Genomic DNA, 24,031 nt, shown 5'->3' with positions numbered 1-24,031 from the left:
GAGCATGACCGGCATCCGACTCGAGAACGTCGGCGTCGTCGCGGGCGCCGTCGAGGTGCTGGTGGATGTCTCGCTGCACCTCGACGCCCGCACGGTCGCCGTCCTCGGGGCGAACGGCTCGGGCAAGTCGACGTTCGCCCGGCTCGTGGGAGGCCTCGGGGCCGCGACATCCGGCTCACTCGACGTGCTCGGACTCGATCCCCGGCGCGACGCCGCCGAGTTGCGACGCCGGGTGGCGTTCGTGTTCTCGAACCCGGACGCGCAGATCGTCATGCCCACCGTGCGCGAGGACGTCGAGTTCTCGCTGCGTTCGCTGCGTCTCCCGCGCGCCGAGGCTGCGGAACGGGTCGATGCGGCACTCGACCGGTTCGGGCTGGCGCCGCTCGCCGACCGCGCGGCGCACGAGCTCTCGAGCGGTCAGAAGCAGCTGCTCGCCGTGTGCGGCGCGTTCGTGCGGCGGCCCGACCTGGTGATCGCCGACGAGCCGACGGGAATGCTCGACGCCCGCAACGCGCGTCGCGTCGCCGACCACCTCTTCGAGGCGGCCGGGCATCGGCTGCTGCTCGTCACGCACGACCTCGCGCTCGCCGCGCGCTGCGAGACGGCCGTGCTCTTTGACGGAGGGCGCCTGATCGAGGTCGGGCCTCCCGCCGAGGTCATCGCCCGCTACGACGCGATCGTGGCGGATGCCCCGTGCTGAGCCTCTACGTCGACGGTGACGGCCTGCTGCACCGCGCCCGGCCGGGCGTCAAGATCGTGCTGGTGCTCGTGGTGGTGCTGGCGATCTCGCTGCTTCCGACGGCGTGGTGGGCGCTCGCGCCCGCGGTGCTGGCGCCGGTCGCCCTGTTCCTCATCGGCGGACTCGGGATGCCGCAGCTCGGCCGCCAGCTCTGGGCGCTGCGGTGGCTCGCGGTCGTGAGCCTGATCGGACAGGTCATCTTCCTCGGCATCGAGCCCGCGGTCATCAACACCGTGCGCGTGCTCGCGGCGGTGGCGGCGGCATCCGTTCTCGCACTCACGACCCGCGTGACGGCGCTGCTCGGCGCGCTCGAGGTGGGGCTCGCGCCGCTGCGGTTCGTGCGGATCGATCCCGAGCGGACGGCGCTGCTGCTCGTCGTCACCTTCGCGACCATCCCCGTGCTGGCCTCCCTCGCCGGCGAGGTGCGCGAGACGCTGCGCGCCCGCGGTGCTCGGGCGACGCCCCGCGCCTTCACCGTGCCGTACGTGGTGCTCGCGCTGCAGCACGCCGACCGGCTCGGCGAGGCGCTCGCGGCCCGCGGGGTCGGCTGACCGGTGACGTCACGACGACGGGGGCCCCGAGACCGGGACCCCCGCCGTCCTGACCGTGCTCAGCCGTCGGCTCCCGCCGGCGTCGTGGTCACCGCGGTTCCCTCGAGCTTGTTCGCCGCTTCGGCGTAGCTGTTGGTGAACGTGTCGGAGATTGTGACCTTCGACGTGTCGACGCCGATCAGCTTCTCCATCGCGAAGATCGTCTTCGGGCCACCGGCGGGCATGATTCCGTCGGGAAGGAATTGCCCCTTGTCGGTCGTGAGGCCGGCGATGTACTGGTCCTTCGTGATGGTGCTGTTCTGCACGAAGTCGGCAGGCAGCGCGTTGGCGATGTCCGTCGCGGTGTGGGTGTCGATCCAGTGCATCGTCGCGACGAGCGCGTCGACGACCTTCTGCGTCTCGTCCTGGTGGGCGGCGACCCAGTCGGCGCGGCCGAGCAGGCCCGCCGCCGGCCACGCACCGCCGAGCGCCTTCTGGGCGCCGGCCGTCGTCGCGAGGTCGATCGCGGTCGAGGCGAGGTTCTTCGACTCGAGTGCGCCGACGGTCGGCTGGGTCGTCATCACGCAGTCCGCCGAGCCTCGCTGGATCGCCGCGATGGCCGTGGAGCCTGCGCCGACCGCGAGGGTCGTGTAGTCGTTGTGGGCGACTCCGGCCTGGGCGGCGATGAACTGGGTGAGCTCGTCGGTGCCCGACCCGAGGTCGGTGACGCCGAGGGTCTTGCCCTTGAAGTCGGCCGCGGAGGTGACGCCGCTCTTCGAACTGCACATCTCGCGCTCACCGGGGGCGCCCGACAGCTGCACCACGTTGATGACGTTCTTGCCCTTCGACTGGAAGTCGACGGTGTGGATGTACCACGCGCCGGCGAAGTCGACCTGGCCGGAGGCCATGGCGTCCTCGGCGCCGACGCCGCCTTGCTGCTCGGTGGACAGCTCGACGTTCACGCCGTACTTCTGGTAGAAGCCGAGGCTCTGCGCGAGCTGGTAGGGGAGGTAGATCTGCTTGTCGATGCCGCCGACCATGATTTTCACGGTCGGGAGGTCGGTCGATCCGGCGCTCGCGGTGGTCGATCCGCTGCCGGCGCAGCCGGCGAGCGAGAGGGTCGCGAGGCCGACGGCGGCCATGGCGAGCAGTGCGCGTTTCTTCATTGAAATGCCTTTCTGTGGATGTGATGCAGGGCGGGCCCGGGAGCACGCCGCAGGGTGTCGACGGGGTCGACGATCAGGGGGCGGATGCCGCGGTCAGATGCTCTGCGCCTCGGACCGCACGGGGGGACGCCACTTGAGCACCGCATGCTCGAGCAGCGTGATGAGGTACTCGGCGACGAGGGTGAACACGGCGATGATCGCCATGCAGGCGAACACGGTGTTCGGGTCGAAGTTGCCCTGGGCCTGGCTGATGATCAGGCCGATGCCCTTCTGCGCCCCGAGCACCTCCGCGACGAGGGCGCCGATGATGGCGAACCCGAACGCGGTGTGCAGGCTCGCGATGATCCAGGTCATCGCCGACGGGATGGTGACGTGCCGCGCGACCTGCAGCGGGGTCGCCCCGAGCACGCGCACGTTGGAGACGAGGTTCTGGTCGACCTCGCGCACGCCCTGGAACGCATTGAAGAACACCGCGAAGAAGACGAGCACCGCCGCCAGCAGCACCTTCGGGAAGATCCCGAGGCCGAACGCGACGATGAAGATCGAGCCGAGAACGATGCGGGGGATCGAGTTGAGCACCTTGATGTACGGGCCGAACACCGCCGACAGGTAGCGGTTCGTCCCCAGCAGGATGCCGAGGATGACGCCCACGACGGTGCCCAGCGCGAAGCCGTAGAGGGCTTCCTGCACCGTGACCCAGAGGTTCTCCCAGATCGAGCCGAACGCCGTTCCGACGGTGAACAGCCGCACCAGGCTGTCCCAGATGCCGCTCGGCTGGCCGAAGAAGAACGGATCGACCCAGCCGAGCTCGGTGAACAGCTGCCAGCCGCCGATGACCACGACGGCGAGCAGGATCCGTCCGATCCACACCCAGGCGATGCGGCGGCGCCGGCTGGCGCGCGCGGCGGATTGGATGCTCGTCTCGGATGCGGCGGCGGCGCCCGGCAGGCTCACGGCGGTCATGCCGCATCCGCCGTCCGTGCGTACGCGCGAGTGACCTCGTCGCGCAGCGACTGCCAGATCTGGCCCTGCAGCTCGAGGAACCGCGCCTCGTGGCGGATCTCCTGCACGTCGCCGCGGGGTCGGGGCAGGTCGATGTCGAACACGTCCTTGACGGTGCCGGGACTCGTGGTCATGATCACCACGCGGTCCGCCAGGGCGACGGCCTCATCGAGGTCGTGTGTGATGAACAGCACCGAGGGCCGGTACTCCTCCCACAGCGCCAGCAGCTCGGTCTGCATGATCGCCTTGGTCTGCACGTCGAGGGCGCCGAACGGCTCGTCCATCAGGAGGATGCGCGGGTTGTTGATCAGGGCGGCCGCCATCGCGACGCGCTTGCGCATGCCGCCGGAGAGCTGGTGCGGGTAGCGGTCCTCGAAGCCGGCGAGGCCGACACGTCGGATCCAGTCGCGCGCGAGCACCGTCGCCTGTGCCCGCGGCATGCCCTTGAGCACGGGCCCGATCTTCACGTTGTCGAGCACGGTCTTCCAGGGGAAGAGCGAGTCGGCCTGGAACATGAAGCTGACGCCGTCGGTGATGCCGTCGACCCGCGTGCCGCCGACCGACACGTGCCCGGCGCTCGGCTTGTCGAGACCGGACACCTGTCCGAGGGTCGTCGACTTGCCGCATCCTGTCGGTCCGACGATGGCGCAGAACTGGCCGGGTTCGACGGTGAGCGACACGTCGCGGATCGCGGTGAACGCCTCGCCCTTCGGGGTGAGGAAGCGCTTGGTGAGTCCGACGATGTCGATGCGCGCGCCGTCGTCGCGATGGCCGGGGCCGCGCGAGGGGGTGTCGTCCATGGCAAGACCTCTCTGTCTTGGTGAGCGGGAACCTCCGGGGAGGAGTGGACCCATCGTGCGAGAGCGGATGCCGCGGCGTCGCGGTTCTGCGGGTTCGTCTCGTTGTGCCCGTTGCGCGGCTTCTGCGCGTTTCGCGCACCGGTGCGCCTTGCCATCGGTGCGTCGAGGACTCACAATCACTGGGTGCGACGGCGCATGCGGAAGATCTCGAGCCAGATCCTGTTGGCCCAGGTGGTGATCCTCACCGCCTCGATGGCGTTCGGGTTCTTGCTGCTCACGCAGACGGTGCGCGCCAATCTCGATCGCGATTTCGAGGCGCGGGCGGCCGCGATCGCGCAGACGGTCGCGAGCGTGCCGATGGTGCAGCAGTGCATGGTGCCCGGGGCGGCTGCGGCGTGCGCCGGCCAGCTGCAGGAGTACGCGACAGCGACGATGTCCTCGACGGGCGCGTCGTACGTGGTGCTGATCGACATGCAGGGAATCCGACACTCCCACCCCGACCCGTCACTGGTGGGGCAGCGGGTGAGCGAGCCGGTGATGGCTGCGGACGGTCAGGTTCATCTGGGCATCAACTCGGGATCGCAGGGTCTCACCGCGAACGCGCGGGTGCCGCTGTTCAGCCCGGCCGACGTCGTCATCGGCGAGGTGTCGGTGGGCATCCAGGAGAGCTCCGTGTCGAGCGAGCTCGTGCGGGAGCTGCCGTCCTACGGGCTGTGGTTCGCCGTGGCGCTGCTGTTCGGTGCGGTGGCGTCGTGGTTCGTCGCGCGCCGCATGAAGAAGCGCACCTTCGGACTCGAGCTCGATGAGATCGCCCGGCTGCTGCAGGAGCGCGAGGCGACGCTGCACGGCATCCGCGAGGGGGTGCTCGCGCTCGACCCGGCGGGCCGCATCAGCGTCGTGAACGACGCCGCGCGCCGGCTGTTGAATCTTCCGGATGCCGCGGCCGGCCGGCCGCTTGTCGAGGTGGTCGCTGCGGGGGAGCTGCGCGACATCCTCATCGATCCGTCGGTCGGGGTCGATGAACTGTTCGTGACCAGCGAGCTGTGCCTGGTCGTGAACCGCATGCCCGTGGTGTTGCGCGGCAAGCCGCATGGCACGGTCATCACCCTGCGGGACCGCACCGACCTCGAGGGGCTCGCGCGCGAGCTCGACGGGCAGCGCAGTCTGACGGAGTCGCTGCGTGCCCAGCAGCACGAGTTCACCAATCGTCTGCACGCGATCGCGGGCCTGCTCGAGCTCGATCGTCCCGTGGATGCGCTGTCGTACCTCAACGAGCTACGGGGCACGTCGGCCGATTTCGACGAATCCGTGAGGTCGCGCATCGCGGTGCCGCAGATCGTCGGACTGCTGCTCGGCAAGGCCGCCGAGGCGAGCGAGCGCGGCGTCGAGCTCGTCATCGCCCCCGACTCGCACCTCGACGCCGACGCCCGACACGTGCAGGCCCTGACGACCGTGCTCGGCAACATGATCGACAACGCCTTCGACGCGCTGATGCCCGTCGCGGCGCCGCGGTTCGTGGAGGTGCGCATCGTCGAGTCGCCGGTCGCGATCGAGGTCTCGGTGGCCGACAACGGCATCGGCATCCCCGAGTCGGAGCGTCCGCAGGTGTTCGACCGCGGGTTCACCACGAAACGCTCGGCGCACTCCACGCACGGCGGGCTCGGGCTCGCGCTCGTGATGAACGCGGTCACCCGCATCGGGGGCACGGTCGAGGTCGAGGTCGACGGCGGAACGCGCTTCACCGTGACCCTGCCGACCGCAGTGGCTGCGGAGGTGGGCGGATGAGCGAGGCGGTGATCGAGGTCGTGGTCGTCGACGACGACTACCGCGTCGCGACGGTGCACGCGGGGTTCGTCGATCGCGTCCCCGGGTTCCGCGTGGTCGGCATGGCCCACAGCGCCGCCGAGGCGCGGCGCGTGATCGACGAGAAGCGTCCGCATCTCGTGCTGATGGACATCTACCTGCCTGACGGCGACGGCCTCGACGTGGTGCGCGACCTCGCCGCCGAGGCTCACGCGCCGTCGGTGATCGTCGTGTCGGCGGCGAAGGACGTCGAGTCGATCCGCACAGCTCTGCGACTGGGGGCGGTGCACTACATCAGCAAGCCGTTCGGGTTCGCAGCGCTCGTCGAGCGACTCATCGCCTTCCAGCGCACGCTGGGGGAGATCGCGGCGCTTCCCGAGGAGTCGACGCAGGACGACATCGATCGGCTGTTCGGGGCGCTGCGACCGCCCGAGCCGGCCGTCAGGCCGCGGGTGCCCTCGATGGCTCCGACCGTGAAGCTCGTGTTCGACCGCATCGCGCACAGCGGCGTCGACGGGGCATCCGCCGCGCAGGTCGCCGCCGAGGCGGGCATCTCACGCGCGACGGCCCAGCGCTACCTCTCGCAACTCGAGCAGTCGGGCCACATCGTGCTCACCCTCCGCTACGGCAGCACCGGGCGGCCCGAGCACGTGTACACGACCCCGGCGGCCCGACTCGTGCGCTGAGCTCAGTCGTCCTGCTCGGTCGGGCGCAGCAGCAACTCGTTGATCGTCTGGTGGCGCGGACGCGTCACGATGTACGAGATCGCGTCCGCGACATCCTGCGCCTGCAGCGGCTGCATCGCCGACAGGCGCTGCTGCTGCACCTCGCGGATCTCGGGACGCAGGTGGTCGCGCAGCTCGGTCGCGACGGCACCCGGCTCGACGACGCCGACCCGCAGGTGGCGGCGGCTGAACTCCTGCCGGAACGACTCGCTGAAGGCGCCCACGCCGTGCTTGGTGAGGTTGTAGACGCCGGAGCCGCGCTTGACCTGGCGGCCCGCTGTCGACGAGATGTTCACGAGGTCGGCGACCCGGCGCGGTTCGCTCTCGGCGGCCGCGAGCAGGTGGGGGAGGGCCGCCTCGGTCACCGACAGCAGTGCGGTGAGGTTGAGGTCGATCATGCGGTCCCACTCGTCGATCGGCGCGTGCTCGACCGGCCCCAGCAGCATCACGCCGGCGTTGTTCACGAGGATGTCGAGTCGTCCGAGCTCGGCGACCGTGCGGGCCACCGCGGCGCGGGCCTGATCGCGGTCGGTGATGTCGGCCTCGATCGCGACGGCCGTGCCCCCGGCCGCGGCGATCTCTTTCGCGAGCGACGCGAGACGGTCGGCGCGGCGGGCGACGAGGGCCACGGCGGCGCCGTCGGCGGCGAGGGTGCGGGCGGTGGCCTCCCCGATTCCGCTGGAGGCTCCGGTGACGAGGGCGACGGTTCCGGTGAGGGTGCTCATACCGCCAGGCTATGCCCGCGGCATCCTCACGCGACGATGCCGGCGCGACGCGCGGCCGCGACCGCCTCGAAGCGGCTGCTCGCGTCGAGCTTGTGCATCGCGGATGACACGTAGGCCTTCACCGTCGCCTCGGTGAGGCCGAGGGCCTCGGCGATCTGGCTGTTGCGGCGGCCGAGCGCGAGCTGGGTGATCATGTCGACCTCGCGGGGCGAGAGTCGCGGGGCGACGAGCTCGGTCGGGGCGGGCAGCAGCAGTCGGCCGATCGCGTCGATGCGCGCCAGCAGCTCGGGGTCCTGCACGACGCGGCTGAGCTCTCGCAGTTCGGCGGCCGCCTCCCGCACCTCCTGGCGTTCCCGCGACGGGGCATCGGCGGCGGCCGAGAGCGCTGCCGCCTGCCGCAGCTCGGTCACCCGGCGCTCCACCTCTGCGGCGACCGTGAACTCCCACGCGAGGTTCTGCGCGGCCGACACGGTGCGGCGCACGATGTCGCCGCCGAACTGTGTGGCGACGCGCTCGCCGACGTAGAGCACGGCCCGCACCCGGTCGCCGACGATCGCCGGCACGGCCAGCAGCGACACGATCGCCTCGCCGCTGACCTCGCGGTCGTAGTGGTGGGTGATCGCCGTCGAGCGCTCGTACTGGGTCGCCGCGACCGGCCTCCGGTCGACCATGGCCTTGCCGCCGACCCCGTGGGCGGGTTCGATGAGCACTCCCGCGAGGGTGTGGCTGTGCGCGCCGACGAACGCGTCGAGACGGGCGCCGCCGGGGGTGGCGTACGCACCGAAGGTGATGCTGGCGCCCGTGTCGCGGCGCAGGGTGCGCAGCGTCGCGAGCAGGGCATCGCGGGGGGCGAGCGGCGACGTCATCGTCTCCACATCACTACCTCCTTTGGACGGTAGTCGAGCGCGTCGGTGCGTTCGTAGCGTTGAAGCTAGCAGGGCCGAACCCCGGGTTTCGCTATGAGTATCCGCTCACGCCGATGTGAACGGATGCCCCGTGGCCCCGGTCCTGCGGGTCTATCCACAACACAAAGGAGTGTTCATCGTGAGCAACCAGACCGACATCATCTCGCGCCCGACGTTCGTCGCCGGTGTCGCGGACCCGGGCGCTCTCGGCCTCGCCGCGTTCGCCCTCACGACGTTCGTGCTGAGCGTCGCCAACGCGGGGTGGATCCCCGACGCCGGGGCCGGCGCTCTCGCCCTCGCCCTGTTCTACGGCGGCATCGCCCAGCTGCTCGCCGGCATGTGGGAGTTCGTGAAGGGCAACACGTTCGGCGCCGTCGCGTTCACCTCGTACGGCTCGTTCTGGCTGGCCGTGTGGTTCCTGCTGACGAACGACGCGCTCGCCAAGGCGGCCGGCGCCGACGGACTCGCCGTCTTCTTCCTGGCGTGGACGATCTTCACCTTCTACATGACCATCGGCGCCATCAAGGCGAGCCGCATCGTGCTGCTGGTGTTCATCGCCCTGCTGATCACGTTCGTGCTCCTCACGATCGGCGCGTTCAGCGGCAGTGCGACCGCGACCAACATCGGCGGCGTCGTCGGTCTCGTGACCGCCGTGCTCGCCTGGTACGGCTCCGCGGCATCCGTCATCAACTCGACCTGGGGACGCACCGTCCTCCCGATCGGCGCCCCGAAGGCGAGCTGACCGTGTCGACCATCGAGCACGCCTCTGCGATCGAGAACCTCGCGCACGAGAACCGGCGGTTCCCGCCGAGCCCCGAGTTCGCGGCGGCCGCCAACGTGACCGCCGACATCTACCGGGAGGCGGATGCCGACCGGCTCGCCTTCTGGGCGGACAAGGCGGCGCGGCTGGACTGGGCCGAGCCCTGGACCCAGGTGCTCGACTGGAGCGACCCGCCGTTCGCGAAGTGGTTCGTCGGGGGCCGGCTGAACGTGGCGGTGAACTGCCTCGACCGCCACGTGGCGGCCGGCCTCGGCGACCGGGTCGCGTATCACTTCGAGGGCGAGCCGGGCGACACCCGCACCATCACCTACCGCGAGCTCACCGAGCGGGTGTGCCAGGCGGCGAACACGCTCACCGCGCTCGGCGTGCAGGAGGGCGACCGGGTCGCGATCTACATGCCGATGATCCCCGAGACGATCATCGCGATGCTGGCCTGCGCCCGCATCGGGGCACCGCACACCGTGGTGTTCGGCGGCTTCTCGGCCGAGGCGCTGCGCACGCGCATCCTCGACTGCGACGCCCGGGTAGTGATCACCGCTGACGGCGGCTACCGCAAGGGCTCTGCGGTGGCGTTGAAACCGGCGGTCGATGAGGCGCTGACCGGATGCCCCGACGTGAGGTCCGTGCTGATGGTGCGCCGCACCGGACAGGACGTGGCCGTCACCGAGGGTCGCGACCTGTGGTGGCATGAGAGCGTCGACCGCGCCAGCACGTCGCACGATGCGCAGGCGTTCGATGCGGAGCATCCGCTCTATGTCATGTACACCTCGGGCACGACCGGCAAGCCGAAGGGCATCCTGCACACGAGCGGCGGGTACCTCACCGGGTGCTCGTTCACCCAGTGGGAGACCTTCGACCTCAAGCCCGAGACCGACGTCTACTGGACGGCGGCCGACATCGGGTGGGTGACCGGCCACAGCTACATCGTCTACGGTCCGCTGTCGAATGCGACGACCTCGGTGCTCTACGAGGGCACACCCGACACGCCCCACCAGGGGCGCTGGTGGGAGATCGTGCAGAAGTACGGCGTCACGACGCTGTACTGCGCGCCGACGGCGATCCGCACGTTCATGAAGTGGGGTCACCAGATCCCCGAGGGGTACGACCTGTCGAGCCTGAAGCTCATCGGGTCGGTGGGTGAGCCCATCAACCCCGAGGCGTACATGTGGTATCGCGAGCACATCGGCGGCAACCGGGTGCCCGTGATCGACACGTGGTGGCAGACCGAGACGGGCTCGATCATGATCAGCCCGCTCCCGGGCATCACGGCCGGCAAGCCCGGCGCGGCCATGAGCGCGATGCCGGGCATCGGCGTCGACGTGGTCGACGAGCAGGGCGAGTCCGTCGGCAACGGCCAGGGTGGCTACCTGGTGCTGACCGAGCCGTGGCCGTCGATGCTGCGCACGATCTGGGGCGACCCCGAGCGGTTCAAGGAGACCTACTGGTCGCGGTTCCCGGGTCGCTACTTCGCGGGCGACGGGGCCAAGCGCGACGAGGACGGCGACCTGTGGCTGCTGGGTCGCGTCGACGACGTGATGAACGTGTCGGGGCACCGCCTCTCGACGACCGAGATCGAGTCGGCACTCGTGTCGAACCCGAAGGTCGCTGAGGCGGCCGTGGTGGGGGTCGACGACCCCGTGACCGGTCAGGCGGTCGCTGCGTTCGTGATCCTGCGCAAGGAGGCCGGAGACGGAGGTGACCACGTGACCCGTGAGCTGCGAGAGCACGTGGCCAAGGAGATCGGCAAGATCGCGCAGCCCCGTCAGATCATGGTCGTCGCCGAGCTGCCGAAGACGCGCTCGGGCAAGATCATGCGTCGCCTCCTGCGTGACGTCGCCGAGAACCGGCCGGTGGGTGATGTGACCACCCTCGCCGACTCGGGCGTCATGGACGCGATCAAGACCGGCATGCAGTCAGGTGCTCACGACGACTGATCCGGCCTGACGCGCAGGGGCCGGCTTCGCGGATGCCGCGGGGCCGGCCTTTGCGCGTGCGGTCACGCCGCCCGCGCCAAAAGCAAAACCCCCGCCATGTAGAAGCTAGGCGAGGGTTTCTGGGACCGTTGTAACGACGGTCCGTGTGGCTCCGACGGGCGTCGATCCCGTGACCTCACGATTTTCAGTCGTGCGCTCTACCAACTGAGCTACAGAGCCGCGCGGCATATCTGCCGCGTCCTAGACGAAGGGCCCTCTGCTAAGAAAGGGCCCGTCGCTCGGAGCGACCCTGACGGGACTTGAACCCGCGACCTCCGCCGTGACAGGGCGGCACGCTAACCAACTGCGCTACAGGGCCATGCTTGTTGAGTTGTGTGCCGGTGAGTGTGACCCCAACGGGATTCGAACCCGTGCTACCGCCGTGAAAGGGCGGCGTCCTAGGCCGCTAAACGATGGGGCCGGGCGAAACTCGACATCCCGAGGGATTCGGCGGTCACGCTTGCCGACGCTCAAGCATACGCAAATGAAGGCCGTTGCACCAAACCGAGCGACCATGCGATTCCCGACCGCCCCGCGTGGGCTCCCGACGGCTCCCACAGCGCAACGCAGAATGACGAAGGCGTGCGGTCAACCTTCAACCTGTGCTTGATTCCTTCGTGAAGGTGACGCATGTTATTAGTGATGCAGATGTGACTCGAGCACCGAAGGGATGCCTCGTGACCGACGACACCACTCAGGTGGACCACACCGACGAGTGCGATTGCGCGCCCTCCGCGCGTGAGCAGCGCGCGCTGTGGCCCGACGTGAGCCGTCGCGCGCTCTTCGGTGCGGGGGCACTCGGCATCGTCGCCGTCGGTGCGGTCGCGTCCGGGTTCTCGACTCCCGCCTTCGCGGCCGACTACCCCAGCTGGGCCGACGTGCAGGCGGCAAAGAACAACGAGGCCGCGAAGCAGTCCGAGATCACGAAGATCAACGGCCTCATCTCGCAGCTGAACACGCAGGTCACGCAGACGCAGGCGGCCGCTGATCAGGCGTCGCAGGTCTTCTACACCGCGCAGCAGGCGTTCTTCGACGCGAGCCAGAAGGCCGCCGACATCCAGGATCAGGCCGACAAGCAGTCCGCCGCCGCCCTCGAGGCGGCGAACCAGGCCGGTCGCCTGGCAGCGCAGCTCTACCGCTCCGGTGGCGACAACGCGTCGCTGCAGATCTTCTTCGCCGGATCCGCCGCGGGGGCCAACGATCTCCTCGCCCGCCTCGGCACGATGGACCGCCTGCTGCAGCGCAACAACGACGTCTACACGAACGCGGTCACCGCGCAGAACCTCGCGCAGTCGCTCAGTGACCAGGCCAAGGTGCAGGCCGATGAGCGCGACAAGCTCCAGCAGCAGGCCAATGACGCGATGACCGCGGCGCAGAACGCCGCCCAGGCGGCGCAGGCCGCCCTCGCGAACCAGCAGAGCCACCTGCAGGACCTCCAGGCGCAGCTGCAGGCGCTGCAGGATCAGACCGCCAAGACCGTCGCCGACTACCAGGCCGGGGTCGAAGCCGCACGCAAGGCCGCCGAGGCGGCGGCCGCGGCGGCAGCGGCGGCGGCCGCGAAGGCCGCCCAGGAGGCCGCGCAGGGCGGCGGCGGTGGCGGAGGCGGCGGCGCCTCGTCGAGCGGGTGGGCCCGCCCCGCGAACGGGCCGATGACCTCGCCCTACGGCCCCCGCTACGCCCAGTGCGGTCCGTCGTACTGCGCCAGCAGCTTCCACTACGGTCTCGACATCGCCAACGGCACGTGCGGCTTCCCGATCTTCGCGGCCAGCGCCGGCACGGTCGTCTACGCCGGCCCCAACGGCGGCTATGGCAACTACGTCAAGATCGACCACGGCGGCGGCATCGGCACCGGGTACGCGCACATGCAGAACGGCGGCATCCTCGTGTCCTACGGCCAGCAGGTCTCGGCCGGCCAGGTCATCGGGCGCGGCGGCGAGACCGGCAACGCGTTCGGATGCCACCTGCACTTCGAGTTCTACGTCAACGGCTCGCCGAAGAACCCGCAGCCCCTCATGGCGCAGCGCGGCATCAACATCTAGTCGACACAGCGAAGGGGGCGGATGCCGCGGCATCCGCCCCCTTCGTCATGTCGGGGTGAGGGCGCTCAGTGCCCTTCGGCCTCGAAGCGCGCGAACGCCTCGGAGACGAGACGCTCGGCCTCGGCCGCGTCGGCCCACTCGTCGACCTTGACCCACTTGCCGGGCTCGAGGTCCTTGTAGTGCTCGAAGAAGTGGGTGATCTCCTTCTGGGTGTACTCCGGGATGTCGGCGACGTCCTGGATGTGCGCCCAGCGGGGATCCTTGGCGAGCACGGCCACGACCTTGTCGTCGCCGCCGGCCTCGTCGCTCATCTTCAGCACGCCGACCGGGCGCACCTTGGCGCCGACGCCGGGTGCGAGCTCCTGGTCGAGCAGCAGCAGCACGTCGAGCGGGTCGCCGTCCTCGCCGAGCGTGTTCTCGAAGAACCCGTAGTTCGCCGGGTAGCCGAACACCGTGTAGAGGATGCGGTCGAGGAACACCCGGCCGGTCTCGTGGTCGACCTCGTACTTCACGCGGCTGCCGCGCGGGATCTCGATGACGGCGTCGTATGCGCCCATGTGCGTGCTCCTTAGATCAGGGGCTGGGATGCCGCCCCTCAGCCTAGTGCGGCGGCCTCGGCGACATCGGGGCGGGCGTCACGAGCCGTCGGGTGCGCTCGCGCGCCGCGTTCGCGCCGCCCTACGGTAAAGGCATGCCCGCACTGGATCCCGCCGTCGCCGAGGCGCGCCTCGCGGTGCGCACGGCACTCTCGGGTGTGGAGGCGACGTCGGTCGTCGTGGCGCTCTCGGGCGGACCCGACTCCCTCGCCCTCGCCGCCGCGACCGCGTTCGAGGCGCCGAAGCTCGGCATCGACGCGACCGCGGTGATCGTCGATCACGCGCTGCAGCCGGGATCGGATGCCGCCGCCTCCCGCGCCGCCGATCAGGCGCGTGCGCTCGGGCTCGCCGCCCGCATCGTGCGGGTCGAGGTGACCGCAGCGGGTGACGGGCCGGAGGGGGCCGCGCGCTCCGCGCGCTACCGCGCGCTCACCGGGGCCGCGGCCGACCTCGGCGCGGCGGCCGTGCTCCTCGGGCACACACTCGACGACCAGGCCGAGACCGTGCTGCTGGGCCTCGCCCGCGGAGCGGGCGCCACGAGCCTCGCCGGCATGGCCGCCGTGCGGCGGGACGAGGCATCCGGGGTTCTGCTGGTGCGGCCGCTGCTCGCGGTGCGCCGCGCGACCACTCTCACCGCGTGCGCGGCGGCGGGCCTCGAGCCCTGGCACGATCCGCAGAACGCCGACCCGGCATTCGCACGGGTGCGAGTGAGGGAGCTGGTGCTGCCGGTGCTCGAGCGCGAGCTCGGCCCGGGCGTCGCCGAGGCCCTCGCCCGCACCGCCGACCAGTTGCGCGAGGACACGGCCGCCTTCGACGAGATGATCGACGAGACCATCGAGGACATCGTCGAGCACGCCGAAGCGGGCATCTCCGTCTCGGTCGGCGCGCTCGCCGCGAACCCTCCGGCCCTGCGCCACCGCATCATCCGACACGTCGTGGCGAGCGAGTTCGGTCAGAGCCTCACTCGCACGCAGACCCTCGAGGTCGCCCGCCTCGTCACCGACTGGGCAGGGCAGGGACCCCTCGACCTGCCCGGCTGCCGGGCTCGCCGCGTCGGCGCCCGCATCGAGTTCACCGCCGCAGGGCCCCCCTCCTAGACTCGACCCATGCGCGCCGTCGACCTCGCCTCCGACCTCGAGACCGTTCTCGCGACTGAGGAGGAGATCCGCGCGAAGCTCGACGAGATCGCCGCTCAGGTGGCGGTCGACTACGACGGCAAGGAGCTCGTGCTCGTCGGCGTGCTCAAGGGCGCCGTCATGGTGATGGCCGACTTCGCCCGGGCGCTGCCGATGCTCGTGCCCATGGACTGGATGGCCGTCTCCTCATACGGCGCCGGCACCAAGTCGAGCGGCGTCGTGCAGATCCGCAAAGACCTCGACACCGACATCCACGACAAGCACGTGCTGATCGTCGAGGACATCATCGACTCCGGCCTCACCCTCAGCTGGCTGCTCGAGAACTTCGCCGCCCGCGGCGCCGCATCCGTCGAGGTCTTCGCCCTGTTCCGCAAGCCGGATGCCGCGAAGGTGCACGTCGACTGCCGCTACGTCGGCTTCGAGATCCCGAACGAGTTCGTCGTCGGCTACGGACTCGACTACGCCGAGAAGTACCGAAACCTGCGTGACGTCGCGGTTCTCGCCCCCCACGTCTACGCCTGACGCGTCGCCGGGCGGCCGGGCCGCGGCATCCGGATTCGCCCAGTTCGCCGTGGGCGAATGCACAGACCCGCCATAGTGGGCGAGCGCTAACCTGAGGGAACCGTTCACGAGGCGGAACGTCGACGAAAGGCGCTCGGGCGCAGGCTCGAATCATGGACTTCAAGAAGATCACCCGCAATCCGATCATCTACGTGCTGCTGATCGGTCTGCTGCTCATCATCGGGTTCTCCCTCATCTCGAGCCTCGGCGGAGCCAAGCAGATCTCGACGCAGGAGGGTCTCAACCTCCTCAAGGGCGGAACAGTCAGCAAGGTGGTCAACACCGACGGCGACCAGCGCGTCGACCTCACCCTCTCGACCCCCTACAACGGCTCGAGCGACGTGCAGTTCTACTACGTGAACGCCCGCGCGACCGACGTGGTCAACGCGATCGACGCGGCCAACCCCTCGGGCGGCTACAACGACGTCGTGCCGCGCACCACCTGGGTCGACAGCCTGCTCTCCCTCGCCGTGCCGGTCATCCTCCTCGGTCTCGTGTTCTGGCTGCTGCTGTCGATGTCGCAGGGCGGCGGCAGCAAGATCATGCAGTTCGGCAAGTCGCGAGCGAAGCTCGTCACCAAGGAGACCCCGACGGTCACCTTCGACGACGTCGCCGGCTCCGACGAGGCGATCGAGGAGCTGCAGGAGATCAAGGACTTCCTGAAGGACCCGACGAAGTTCCAGGCGCTCGGCGCCCGCATCCCGAAGGGCGTGCTGCTGTACGGCCCTCCCGGAACCGGCAAGACCCTGCTCGCCCGCGCCGTCGCCGGCGAGGCGGGCGTGCCGTTCTACTCGATCTCGGGCTCGGACTTCGTCGAGATGTTCGTCGGCGTCGGCGCGAGCCGCGTGCGCGACCTGTTCAACCAGGCCAAGGAGAGCGCGCCCGCCATCATCTTCATCGATGAGATCGACGCGGTCGGACGCCATCGCGGCGCCGGACTCGGCGGCGGGCACGACGAGCGCGAGCAGACGCTCAACCAGATGCTCGTCGAGATGGACGGCTTCGACCCGAAGGCCAACGTCATCGTCATCGCGGCGACCAACCGTCCCGACATCCTCGACCCGGCCCTGCTGCGACCCGGCCGCTTCGACCGCCAGATCGGCGTCGACGCCCCCGACCTGAAGGGCCGCAAGAAGATCCTCGAGGTGCACGGGCGCGGGAAGCCCCTCTCCGACAGCGTCGACCTCGAGGTCATCGCCCGCAAGACCCCCGGGTTCACCGGTGCCGACCTCGCCAACGTGCTCAATGAGGCGGCGCTGCTGACGGCCCGCTCGAACGCGCAGCTCATCGACATGCGCGCCCTGGATGAGGCCATCGACCGCGTGATCGCCGGACCTCAGCGCCGCACGCGCGTGATGAAGGACAAGGAGAAGCTCATCACCGCGTACCACGAGGGCGGCCACGCCCTCGCCGCGGCGGCGATGAACCACACCGACCCCGTCACGAAGGTCACGATCCTCCCGCGCGGCAAGGCGCTCGGCTACACGATGGTGCTGCCGCTCGACGACAAGTACTCGATCACCCGCAACGAGCTGCAGGACCAGCTCACCTACGCGATGGGCGGTCGTGTGGCCGAGGAGATCGTGTTCCACGACCCGACCACGGGCGCCTCGAACGACATCGAGAAGGCCACCGGCATCGCCCGCAAGATGGTCACCGAATACGGCATGACCACCGACGTCGGCCCCGTGAAGCTCGGCTCGAGCTCGGGTGAGATGTTCCTCGGGCGCGACATGGGTCACGGCCGCGACTACTCCGACGAGCTCGCCGAGCGCGTCGACGTACAGGTGCGCGACCTCATCGAGCAGGCCCACAACGAGGCCTACCAGGTGATCAACGACAACCGCGACGTGCTCGACAAGCTCGCCCTCGCGCTCCTCGAGAAGGAGACGCTCGACCACCTCGAGCTCGCCGAGATCTTCAAGGACGTGCGCAAGCTGCCCGAGCGCCCCCAGTGGCTCTCGAGCACGAAGCGCCCGGTCTCGGCGCTGCCGCCGGTCGACGTGCCGCGCCGTCGCGAGCAGGAGGGCGTCGCCGCCCAGACCGAGGCCGCCGACGAGGGGGCTGCAGCGAAGAAGGCTCCGCGCCAGCGTCCGACCGGACAGGCCCGCCCCGCGACCGCGTAGGCTCGGCGCATGGCCGTCGACCGTGCACGTGTCGCCGCGCTCGTGAGGGAGCTCCTCGAGGCGATCGGCGAGAACCCCGACCGACCCGGACTCCGGCAGACGCCTGAACGGGTGGCCGACGCCTACGGCGAGTTCTTCGCCGGGGTCGACGCCGATCCCGCGGCAGCTCTCTACCGCACCATCTCGATCAGCCGTGGCCCCGCGCCCGACACGCTGCCGAGCGGCGCCGTCATGCTGCGCGACATCGACTTCCGTTCGGTCTGCGAGCACCACCTGCTGCCGTTCCGCGGCCGGGCGCACCTGGCCTACCTCCCCGGCGAGAAGGTCGTGGGCCTCGGTGCTCTCCCGCGCGTGGTCGAGGTGCTGTCGGCCCGCCCGCAGGTGCAGGAGCGCCTCGGCGAGCAGATCGCCGACACCATCGCCGACGGGCTCGACGCCCGTGGGGTGCTCGTCGTGCTCGACGCGGTGCACGGCTGCGTCACCTCCCGCGGCGAACGGCAGCCCGACGCGTCCACCGTCACGATCGCCGCACGCGGAGAGCTCGCTGAGCCCGCCGCCCGCGCCGAGCTCATCGCCCTGATCGGAGCGAACCGCTGATGGGATGCCTCGTCATGGGCATCGTGAACGCGACCCCCGACTCGTTCAGCGACGGCGGTCGCTACCTCGACCCCGACCTCGCCGTCGCCCACGGGCTGAGGCTGCGCGAGCTCGGCGCCGACATCCTCGACATCGGCGGCGAGTCGACACGGCCCGGTGCCGTGCGCGTCACCCCCGAGATCGAGCAGGAGCGGGTGCTGCCGGTCGTGCACGCGCTCGCCGCCGCAGGAGCCGTCGTGAGCATCGACACCATGAACGCCTCGACCGCGGTCGCGGCCGTCGCCGCCGGTGCGCGCATCGTCAACGACGTGTCGGGCGGTCTCGCCGACCCCGATCTGCTCGCGGCCGTCGCCGCCACCGGTGCCGACGTGGCGCTCGGGCACTGGCGCGGCCACTCCGACGACATGTACGCGGAGGCCCAATACGACGACATCGAACGCGAGGTCGCCGCAGAGCTCGTCGGACGGGTCGAGGCGGCGGCCGCGGCGGGCATCAACCCGGCCCGTGTCATCCTCGATCCGGGGCTCGGCTTCGCCAAGCGCGGCGACCAGAACTGGCGGGTGCTGCGCGCGCTGCCGCAGCTCGTCGGGCTCGGCCCGCGGCTCCTGGTCGGCGCGAGCCGCAAGGGGTTCCTCGCCGCAGCGCTCGGGGGCGAGGCATCCGAGGCCCGCCGCGACCTCGCCACCGCGGTCACCAGCGTGCTCGCCGCCGACGCCGGAGCCTGGGCGGTGCGCGTGCACGACGTCGTCGCCACCCGCGACGCGCTCACCATCGCCCGCGCCTGGCAGGAAGGGAAGGCATGAACCCGCTCGACGAGATCGCGATCACCGGCATCCGCGCATTCGGACGCCACGGGGTGTTCGCCCATGAGCGCGCCGAAGGGCAGGAGTTCGTCGTCGACGCGGCGCTCTACCTCGACGGTGCGGTCGTGCAGCGCGCCGCGGTCACCGACGACGTCACCGACACGGTGCACTACGGCGAGGTGGCGGTGCGCATCGCCGAGATCATCGGCGGCGACCCGGTCAACCTCATCGAGACCCTCGCCGAGCGCATCGCGACCGCCGTGCTCGAGGGGTGGCCGGTGCACATGGTGCGCATCACCGTGCACAAGCCGCAGGCGCCCATCCCGGTGCCGTTCGACGACGTGACCGTCAGCGTCACCCGCGTGCGCATCGAGGGAGCGCTGTGAACCGGCGGCTCGCGCAGGGCGTCGGCGACGAGGCATCCGTCACCGCCGTCGTCGCCCTGGGGTCGAACCTCGGCGACCGCGGCACCACGATCGAGGCCGCCGTCGCCGACCTGCGCACGCTGCCGGGCACGAGCGCGCTCGAGGTCGCTCCCGTGCTCGAGACCGTCGCGCTCACCCTGCACGGGCCGGATGCCTCGGCCCCGCCGTATCTCAACACGGTCGCACTCGTCACCACGACCCTCCGACCCGCCGAGCTGCTCGCCGCCCTCCACGAGATCGAGGCGCGGCACGGGCGGGTGCGTCGCGAGCGATGGGGGGACCGCACGCTCGATCTCGACCTGATCGCGTACGACGACGTGCACTCCGACGACCCGACGTTGCTGCTGCCTCACCCGCGCGCCGCCGAGCGCGACTTCGTGCTGCGCCCGTGGCTGGCCGTCGACCCCGACGCGGTGCTGCCCGGTCGCGGTCGCGTCGACGCGCTGCTCGCCGCGCTCGACGACGGGGGCCCCGCGTGAAGCGCACGAGCCCCCTCGCCCTGTTCACCGCGGCCGTGCTGGGCCTCGGTGCCGGGTTCCTCGTCGACCAGCTGCTGACCGCGGGTGGGCGCGCCACCTTCACGCCCGCCATCGGACTGCCGATCCTGCTGGTGCTGCTCGGCCTCGCCGAGATCCTGCTGGCACTGCCGATCCGCCGGGCCACCCGCGCGACGGTCAAGGTCGACATCGACCCGTTCCGGGCGGTGCGCATAGCGGTGCTCGCGAAGGCCTCCTCACTCGTCGGTGCGGTCGTCGCCGGGTTCGCGCTCGGACTGCTGCTGTTCGTGTCGACCCGCCCGGCCACCCCCGACTCCGGCGCGCTGCTGCCGATCATCCTCACCGCGGCGGCGGGCGTCGCGCTGGTGGTCACCGCCCTCGTCGCCGAACACCTGTGCACCCTGCGGAAGGACGACGATGACGACGACTCCGGACCCGGCGCTCCCGCGATCGAGCCGCACCGTCATTGAGCCGGGCCTCGACGCCGAGGTGCTCGATAGGGGCACTTTCGCGCCGGTCGGTGCGCCGCGCCGCGGCTGGCTGACAGGCACGGATGCCGCGGATCCCGCACCGTGGCATCGGCTTGCGCGGCCCTACCTCAGGACCGAGCTGATCGAGCTCGCGCTGTGGACCGTTGCGGTGGTGGGGGCATCCGTTGTTCTCGGCATCTGGACGGGCGCGTGGTGGCCGTATCCCGTGGGCGGTGTGCTCGTCGTCGTGCTGGTCGTGTGGGCGGCGATCCTGCCGCGACGCCTGCGGTCGTGGGGCTACCGCCTGCGCGCCGATGACATCGTCGTGCGGCGGGGCATCCTGCTGCAGCGCGAGCTCGCTGTGCCCTACGGGCGGCTGCAGCTCGTCGACATCGCCCACGGTCCGCTCGACCGGGCGTTCAGCATCGCGCAGGTGAAGCTCGTCAGCGCCGCCTCGACCGGCAGCGTCGTGCTGCCGGGGCTGCGGCAGGAGGCCGCCGAGCTGCTGCGCGACGCGCTGATCGAGCTCGCCGAGCAGCGCCGGACACCGCTGTGAGCGATCCCGTCGAGGCGGGCGACCAGGGCGGTGCGGTCGAGGGGGTGTCCGCCGGCGCTCACGGCGACCCGCGACCCGACCCGGCGGCAGCGCTCTCGGGATCGGTGCTCACGGATGGCGCGTGGCACCGGCTGCACCCGCTGACGCCCGTCTTCCGCGGCGGGCTGGTCGTCGTGGTTGTCGCGGGCGTGCTCATCGCGAACCTGCGCGAGCGCCTGCTCGCGTTCGTGGTGCCGATGTTCGCGCCGGGGCCGCATCCGCCGGCCGACGACCCGCGGGATCCCGTCGACTACGTGTTCGCCCACAATCTGGTCTTCCTCGTGCTGCTCGGCGCGATCGTCGTCGCGCTGCTGCTCGTCGGGCTGTTCGCGCTGTCGTGGCGTTTCCACACGTTCCGGGTCACGGCCGCCGACGTCGAGGTGCGCCGGGGCGTGCTGTTCCGCTCGCACCGCCGTGCCCCGCTCGACCGCGTGCAGGGCGTGAACCTCACCCGCCCGCTCGTCGCGCGCCTGGTCGGCATGGCGAAGCTCGAGGTGATGGGCGCCGGCCTCGACTCCAACGTGGAGCTGTCGTACCTGTCGACGCGGTCGGCCGAGGCGGTGCGCCGCGACATCCTGCGCCTCGCCTCGGGCGTGCGGGCCGAGACGGATGCTGCGGGCTCCGGCCCGCACGCCGGCCGCCTGGCCTCGGCGCGCGCGGCAGTGGGCGACGGTCTGACGGGTCTGGTCTTCGGGGCGGAGCCCGCGCCCGACCGCGGCGAGTCGGTCGTGCACGTCACACCGCTGCGCCTCATCGGGGCGCAGGTGCTCAGCGACGACACGGTGTGGTGGCTGATCGGGTCGACAGCGGTGATCGTGGCGGGCGCGCTGTGGTTCCCGCCGGGGCTGTTCCTCGCGCTGCCGTTCATCCTCGGCTACGGCGGATATGCCGTGCGGCACGTGGTGCGGGCGCTGCGCTACGCGATCGTGCCGACGCCCCACGGCGTGCGGGTGACGTACGGCGTCCTGACCACCGTGACCGAGACGATTCCACCGGGGCGCGTGCACGCGGTCGCGATCTCGCAGTCGGTGCTGTGGCGCGGAACGGGCTGGTGGACGGTCACCGTCACCCGCATCTCGGGCACCCGCCACGGCGAGCAGCGCGCCGAGGCGTTCGCGCGGGTGATGCCGGTGGGCACCCTCGACGATGCGAAGCGCGTGGTCGCCCTGCTGCTGCCGTGGCTGAGCGCGCACGAGCTCGACACGATGACGGATGCCGCGCACGCCCGCGCCGCCGGCGGCTTCACGACGACCCCTCGGCGCGCCCGACTGTTGCGCCCCCTCGCGTGGCGGCGCAACGGGTTCGCGCTCGGTTCCCGCGTGGTGACCTTCCGCCGCGGTTTCCTCGCCCGCTCGGCGGCGCTGTTCCCGCTCGGTCGTGCGCAGGGGGTCGAGCTCGCACAGGGGCCGATCGACCGCGCGTTCGGTGTCGCGCGGGTGCGGGTGGTGACGGTGCGCGGGCACGTGCGCACGCGGCTCGGCGCGATCGACGCGGATGCCGCGGCATCCCTCGCCGGTGACGTCGCCGCCCGCGCGGCGGCACCTGATACGGTGGCGGCCGCGACAGAGCGGGAGGAGTCGCACGCATGAGCACGGCACGGGACGGACGCCTGGGCGTCGGGATCATCGGCGCGGGCCGGGTCGGCCCCGTGATCGGTGCGGCGCTCGGTGGGGCGGGTCACGCGGTGATCGGCATCACGGCGGGCTCCGACCCCGATCGGGTCGACGCGGTGCTGCCCGGGGTTCCCGTGCTTGAGACGCAGGACGTGGTGCGCCGCGCCGAGCTCGTGGTGATCGCGGTGCCGCGCGAGGAGCTGCCCGGCCTCGTCGCGGGACTCGCCGAGGTCGGCGCCTGGCAGCCCGGCCAGCTCGTGCTGCACACGGACCCCGCCTACGGCATCGAGGTGCTCACTCCCGCGGCGCGGTCGGGGGCGATCCCGCTGGCTGTGCACCCGGCGATCTCGTTCAGCGGCACCTCGATAGACCTGAAGCAGCTCGCGGCCGCGTACGCGGCGGTGACGGCGCCGGCGGCCGTGCTGCCGATCGCCCAGGCGCTCGCCGTCGAGATCGGCTGCGAACCCGTGGTCGTCGCGGAGGCCGACCGGCCCGCCTACGCGGAGGCCATCGCCACCGCGACCGCGTTCTCCGATTCGATCGTGCGGCAGGCGACCGGGCTGCTCAGCGCCGTCGGCGTCGAGAGCCCGGGTCGATACCTGTCGGCACTCGTCCGCTCGACCATCGACCAGGCGCTGATCGACCGCACCCCGACCCTCGAGGTGCGAGGCGACGCCGGTGACGAGCACAACGACGCCCCGGTCGACGCCGATCGCGACTGACCCGTGCGCGACATCGAGCTCGCCGCGATCGAGGGTGGCACCCTGATACGCCGGGTGGGCCATGCCCGCGAGACGGTCGAGGTGGCCCCGTTCGAGATCGGGGTGTTCGCCGTCACCGAGGAGGAGCTCGCCGAGCTTCTCGGGGTTCTTTCCCGGCATCCGCGCCGGCCCGCGGTCGAGGTGAGCTGGCAGCGGGCGGTGCGCTGGTGCAATGCGGCGTCGGAGTGGGAGGGGCTCGACCCCGCCTACCGGATCGACGGCGACGAGGTGCGGTGGGACGGCACCGCCGACGGCTACCGGCTTCCGACCGAGACCGAGTGGGAGTACGCGTGCCGCGCGGGGTCTCCGGCGGCGCAGTACGGCCCGCTCGCCGAGGTCGCGTACACCGCCGCCGACGGCTTGCGCGCCCCCGCGGACGTCGGCGGGAGGCATCCGAATCTCCACGGGCTGTTCGACACCCTCGGCAACGTGTGGGAGTGGTGCTGGGATCCGTTCGACCCGGAGGACCCGGGCGCGGGGCGCGTGTTCCGCGGTGGCGGGTTCACCGACGGGCCGCTGAACGTGCGCGCGGACGTGCGTCGCGGCGCCCGCGCGAGCGCGGCATTCGATGATGTCGGGTTCCGCGCGGCTCGGGGCCCGGGGCCCGCCCCCGAGGGGCGCGGCCGCCGCCGATAGACTTGGCGGCGACTTTCCGAGGAGCCC

25 protein-coding genes and 3 tRNA genes are annotated in these 24,031 nt (G+C 71.0%); 19 read left to right on the top strand and 9 right to left on the bottom strand.

What is annotated here, in order from left to right:
• Positions 1 to 4: 4 nt before the first annotated feature.
• Together RR49_RS07835 and RR49_RS07830 are read left to right on the top strand one after the other, a co-directional pair.
• On the top strand, positions 5 to 700 hold the full coding sequence (locus RR49_RS07835; RefSeq protein ID WP_045247513.1) for an energy-coupling factor ABC transporter ATP-binding protein: 696 nt from the start codon (positions 5 to 7) through the stop codon (positions 698 to 700).
• Positions 694 to 1,290 carry an energy-coupling factor transporter transmembrane component T family protein gene (locus RR49_RS07830; protein WP_045247512.1) on the top strand — a complete coding sequence of 199 codons (597 nt, stop codon included), beginning with the start codon at positions 694 to 696 and terminating at the stop codon, positions 1,288 to 1,290. Before RR49_RS07835 ends, RR49_RS07830 begins: the two co-directional genes overlap by 7 nt.
• Before the next feature lie 59 nt (positions 1,291 to 1,349).
• On the opposite strand, the gene RR49_RS07825 is transcribed toward RR49_RS07830, so the two are convergent.
• From RR49_RS07825 to RR49_RS07815, 3 genes are all read right to left on the bottom strand, one after another.
• A complete protein-coding gene (locus tag RR49_RS07825) occupies positions 1,350 to 2,435 on the bottom strand; it encodes an ABC transporter substrate-binding protein (protein WP_045247511.1) in 1,086 nt (361 codons plus the stop codon).
• A 93-nt stretch (positions 2,436 to 2,528) separates the two neighbouring features.
• On the bottom strand, positions 2,529 to 3,398 hold the full coding sequence (locus RR49_RS07820) for an ABC transporter permease (RefSeq protein WP_045247510.1): 870 nt from the start codon (positions 3,396 to 3,398) through the stop codon (positions 2,529 to 2,531).
• Entirely contained in the window at positions 3,395 to 4,237 is an 843-nt protein-coding gene (locus tag RR49_RS07815) for an ABC transporter ATP-binding protein (protein ID WP_045247509.1), read from the bottom strand. The genes RR49_RS07820 and RR49_RS07815 overlap by 4 nt, the downstream gene beginning before the upstream one ends.
• Positions 4,238 to 4,420: 183 nt before the next feature.
• Between RR49_RS07815 and RR49_RS07810 the strand changes: the two genes are divergently transcribed.
• Positions 4,421 to 6,022 carry an ATP-binding protein gene (locus RR49_RS07810; RefSeq protein ID WP_052672026.1) on the top strand — a complete coding sequence of 534 codons (1,602 nt, stop codon included), beginning with the start codon at positions 4,421 to 4,423 and terminating at the stop codon, positions 6,020 to 6,022.
• Positions 6,019 to 6,726, top strand: a complete 708-nt coding sequence (locus RR49_RS07805) for a response regulator (protein ID WP_048809082.1) — start codon at positions 6,019 to 6,021, stop codon at positions 6,724 to 6,726. The genes RR49_RS07810 and RR49_RS07805 overlap by 4 nt, the downstream gene beginning before the upstream one ends.
• 2 nt (positions 6,727 to 6,728) lie before the next feature.
• On the opposite strand, the gene RR49_RS07800 is transcribed toward RR49_RS07805, so the two are convergent.
• The gene (locus RR49_RS07800; protein WP_045247508.1) at positions 6,729 to 7,490 is read right to left on the bottom strand and encodes an SDR family NAD(P)-dependent oxidoreductase; all 762 of its coding nucleotides are present in this window, start codon (positions 7,488 to 7,490) and stop codon (positions 6,729 to 6,731) included.
• 26 nt (positions 7,491 to 7,516) lie between these two features.
• Positions 7,517 to 8,356, bottom strand: a complete 840-nt coding sequence (locus tag RR49_RS07795; protein WP_045247570.1) for a LuxR C-terminal-related transcriptional regulator — start codon at positions 8,354 to 8,356, stop codon at positions 7,517 to 7,519.
• 178 nt (positions 8,357 to 8,534) lie between these two features.
• On the opposite strand from RR49_RS07795, the gene RR49_RS15975 reads away from it, so the two are divergent.
• Positions 8,535 to 9,137, top strand: a complete 603-nt coding sequence (locus RR49_RS15975) for an acetate uptake transporter (RefSeq protein ID WP_048809080.1) — start codon at positions 8,535 to 8,537, stop codon at positions 9,135 to 9,137.
• A 2-nt stretch (positions 9,138 to 9,139) separates the two neighbouring features.
• A complete protein-coding gene (acs, locus tag RR49_RS07785; protein ID WP_045247506.1) occupies positions 9,140 to 11,110 on the top strand; it encodes an acetate--CoA ligase in 1,971 nt (656 codons plus the stop codon).
• Between the two features lie 146 nt (positions 11,111 to 11,256).
• On the opposite strand, the gene RR49_RS07780 is transcribed toward acs, so the two are convergent.
• From RR49_RS07780 to RR49_RS07770, 3 genes are all read right to left on the bottom strand, one after another.
• A tRNA-Phe gene (locus RR49_RS07780) sits at positions 11,257 to 11,329 on the bottom strand.
• A gap of 65 nt (positions 11,330 to 11,394) precedes the next feature.
• Positions 11,395 to 11,468, bottom strand: a tRNA-Asp gene (locus RR49_RS07775).
• Positions 11,469 to 11,497: 29 nt separating this feature from the next.
• A tRNA-Glu gene (locus RR49_RS07770) sits at positions 11,498 to 11,570 on the bottom strand.
• 256 nt (positions 11,571 to 11,826) lie between these two features.
• Between RR49_RS07770 and RR49_RS07765 the strand changes: the two genes are divergently transcribed.
• Complete coding sequence (locus RR49_RS07765) at positions 11,827 to 13,188, top strand: M23 family metallopeptidase (protein WP_045247505.1); 1,362 nt, start codon at positions 11,827 to 11,829, stop codon at positions 13,186 to 13,188.
• Between the two features lie 65 nt (positions 13,189 to 13,253).
• Here RR49_RS07765 and RR49_RS07760 read toward each other — a convergent pair whose 3' ends face one another.
• Positions 13,254 to 13,745 (bottom strand): inorganic diphosphatase, encoded by a 492-nt coding sequence (locus tag RR49_RS07760; RefSeq protein WP_045247504.1) that lies wholly within the window; start codon positions 13,743 to 13,745, stop codon positions 13,254 to 13,256.
• A gap of 134 nt (positions 13,746 to 13,879) precedes the next feature.
• Between RR49_RS07760 and tilS the strand changes: the two genes are divergently transcribed.
• The 12 genes from tilS to RR49_RS07700 all read left to right on the top strand — a co-directional run bounded on the left by tilS (position 13,880) and on the right by RR49_RS07700 (position 24,004).
• Positions 13,880 to 14,881 (top strand): tRNA lysidine(34) synthetase TilS, encoded by a 1,002-nt coding sequence (gene tilS / locus RR49_RS07755; protein ID WP_045247569.1) that lies wholly within the window; start codon positions 13,880 to 13,882, stop codon positions 14,879 to 14,881.
• 9 nt (positions 14,882 to 14,890) lie between these two features.
• A complete protein-coding gene (hpt, locus tag RR49_RS07750; protein ID WP_045247503.1) occupies positions 14,891 to 15,442 on the top strand; it encodes a hypoxanthine phosphoribosyltransferase in 552 nt (183 codons plus the stop codon).
• Between the two features lie 152 nt (positions 15,443 to 15,594).
• The gene (ftsH, locus tag RR49_RS07745) at positions 15,595 to 17,607 is read left to right on the top strand and encodes an ATP-dependent zinc metalloprotease FtsH (protein ID WP_045247502.1); all 2,013 of its coding nucleotides are present in this window, start codon (positions 15,595 to 15,597) and stop codon (positions 17,605 to 17,607) included.
• A gap of 9 nt (positions 17,608 to 17,616) precedes the next feature.
• The gene (gene folE / locus RR49_RS07740) at positions 17,617 to 18,204 is read left to right on the top strand and encodes a GTP cyclohydrolase I (protein WP_045247501.1); all 588 of its coding nucleotides are present in this window, start codon (positions 17,617 to 17,619) and stop codon (positions 18,202 to 18,204) included.
• 14 nt (positions 18,205 to 18,218) lie between these two features.
• Positions 18,219 to 19,007, top strand: coding sequence for a dihydropteroate synthase (gene folP / locus RR49_RS07735; RefSeq protein ID WP_245610970.1), 789 nt, complete (start codon positions 18,219 to 18,221; stop codon positions 19,005 to 19,007).
• Positions 19,004 to 19,393 carry a dihydroneopterin aldolase gene (gene folB, locus RR49_RS07730; RefSeq protein ID WP_045247499.1) on the top strand — a complete coding sequence of 130 codons (390 nt, stop codon included), beginning with the start codon at positions 19,004 to 19,006 and terminating at the stop codon, positions 19,391 to 19,393. The genes folP and folB overlap by 4 nt, the downstream gene beginning before the upstream one ends.
• Positions 19,390 to 19,911, top strand: a complete 522-nt coding sequence (gene folK / locus RR49_RS07725; protein ID WP_045247498.1) for a 2-amino-4-hydroxy-6-hydroxymethyldihydropteridine diphosphokinase — start codon at positions 19,390 to 19,392, stop codon at positions 19,909 to 19,911. The genes folB and folK overlap by 4 nt, the downstream gene beginning before the upstream one ends.
• The gene (locus tag RR49_RS07720) at positions 19,908 to 20,399 is read left to right on the top strand and encodes a DUF3180 domain-containing protein (RefSeq protein ID WP_045247497.1); all 492 of its coding nucleotides are present in this window, start codon (positions 19,908 to 19,910) and stop codon (positions 20,397 to 20,399) included. Before folK ends, RR49_RS07720 begins: the two co-directional genes overlap by 4 nt.
• Complete coding sequence (locus RR49_RS07715) at positions 20,347 to 20,955, top strand: PH domain-containing protein (protein ID WP_045247496.1); 609 nt, start codon at positions 20,347 to 20,349, stop codon at positions 20,953 to 20,955. The genes RR49_RS07720 and RR49_RS07715 overlap by 53 nt, the downstream gene beginning before the upstream one ends.
• Entirely contained in the window at positions 20,952 to 22,583 is a 1,632-nt protein-coding gene (locus RR49_RS07710; protein ID WP_048809078.1) for a PH domain-containing protein, read from the top strand. Before RR49_RS07715 ends, RR49_RS07710 begins: the two co-directional genes overlap by 4 nt.
• Positions 22,580 to 23,329, top strand: a complete 750-nt coding sequence (locus RR49_RS07705) for a DUF2520 domain-containing protein (RefSeq protein ID WP_045247495.1) — start codon at positions 22,580 to 22,582, stop codon at positions 23,327 to 23,329. Before RR49_RS07710 ends, RR49_RS07705 begins: the two co-directional genes overlap by 4 nt.
• A gap of 3 nt (positions 23,330 to 23,332) precedes the next feature.
• Positions 23,333 to 24,004: a formylglycine-generating enzyme family protein gene (locus RR49_RS07700; protein WP_045247494.1), complete on the top strand. Its 672-nt coding sequence runs from the start codon at positions 23,333 to 23,335 to the stop codon at positions 24,002 to 24,004.
• The last annotated feature ends 27 nt before the right edge of the window (positions 24,005 to 24,031 follow it).

This window comes from Microbacterium ginsengisoli (assembly GCF_000956535.1).
GTDB classification, from domain to species: domain Bacteria; phylum Actinomycetota; class Actinomycetes; order Actinomycetales; family Microbacteriaceae; genus Microbacterium; species Microbacterium ginsengisoli.
Note: the sequence above shows the minus strand (reverse complement) of the source record. Positions and strands in the feature narration are given on the sequence as shown.

What these genes read in the sequence shown, in the direction of transcription:
- RR49_RS07835 (WP_045247513.1), top strand. Translation starts at nt 5, where the DNA reads ATGACCGGCATCCGACTCGAGAACGTCGGCGTCGTCGCGGGCGCCGTC.
- RR49_RS07825 (WP_045247511.1), bottom strand. Translation starts at nt 2,435, where the DNA reads ATGAAGAAACGCGCACTGCTCGCCATGGCCGCCGTCGGCCTCGCGACC.
- RR49_RS07820 (WP_045247510.1), bottom strand. Translation starts at nt 3,398, where the DNA reads ATGACCGCCGTGAGCCTGCCGGGCGCCGCCGCCGCATCCGAGACGAGC.
- RR49_RS07815 (WP_045247509.1), bottom strand. Translation starts at nt 4,237, where the DNA reads ATGGACGACACCCCCTCGCGCGGCCCCGGCCATCGCGACGACGGCGCG.
- RR49_RS07805 (WP_048809082.1), top strand. Translation starts at nt 6,019, where the DNA reads ATGAGCGAGGCGGTGATCGAGGTCGTGGTCGTCGACGACGACTACCGC.
- RR49_RS07800 (WP_045247508.1), bottom strand. Translation starts at nt 7,490, where the DNA reads ATGAGCACCCTCACCGGAACCGTCGCCCTCGTCACCGGAGCCTCCAGC.
- RR49_RS07795 (WP_045247570.1), bottom strand. Translation starts at nt 8,356, where the DNA reads ATGACGTCGCCGCTCGCCCCCCGCGATGCCCTGCTCGCGACGCTGCGC.
- RR49_RS07760 (WP_045247504.1), bottom strand. Translation starts at nt 13,745, where the DNA reads ATGGGCGCATACGACGCCGTCATCGAGATCCCGCGCGGCAGCCGCGTG.
- tilS (WP_045247569.1), top strand. Translation starts at nt 13,880, where the DNA reads ATGCCCGCACTGGATCCCGCCGTCGCCGAGGCGCGCCTCGCGGTGCGC.
- hpt (WP_045247503.1), top strand. Translation starts at nt 14,891, where the DNA reads ATGCGCGCCGTCGACCTCGCCTCCGACCTCGAGACCGTTCTCGCGACT.
- ftsH (WP_045247502.1), top strand. Translation starts at nt 15,595, where the DNA reads ATGGACTTCAAGAAGATCACCCGCAATCCGATCATCTACGTGCTGCTG.
- folE (WP_045247501.1), top strand. Translation starts at nt 17,617, where the DNA reads ATGGCCGTCGACCGTGCACGTGTCGCCGCGCTCGTGAGGGAGCTCCTC.
- folP (WP_245610970.1), top strand. Translation starts at nt 18,219, where the DNA reads ATGGGCATCGTGAACGCGACCCCCGACTCGTTCAGCGACGGCGGTCGC.
- folB (WP_045247499.1), top strand. Translation starts at nt 19,004, where the DNA reads ATGAACCCGCTCGACGAGATCGCGATCACCGGCATCCGCGCATTCGGA.
- RR49_RS07715 (WP_045247496.1), top strand. Translation starts at nt 20,347, where the DNA reads ATGACGACGACTCCGGACCCGGCGCTCCCGCGATCGAGCCGCACCGTC.
- RR49_RS07705 (WP_045247495.1), top strand. Translation starts at nt 22,580, where the DNA reads ATGAGCACGGCACGGGACGGACGCCTGGGCGTCGGGATCATCGGCGCG.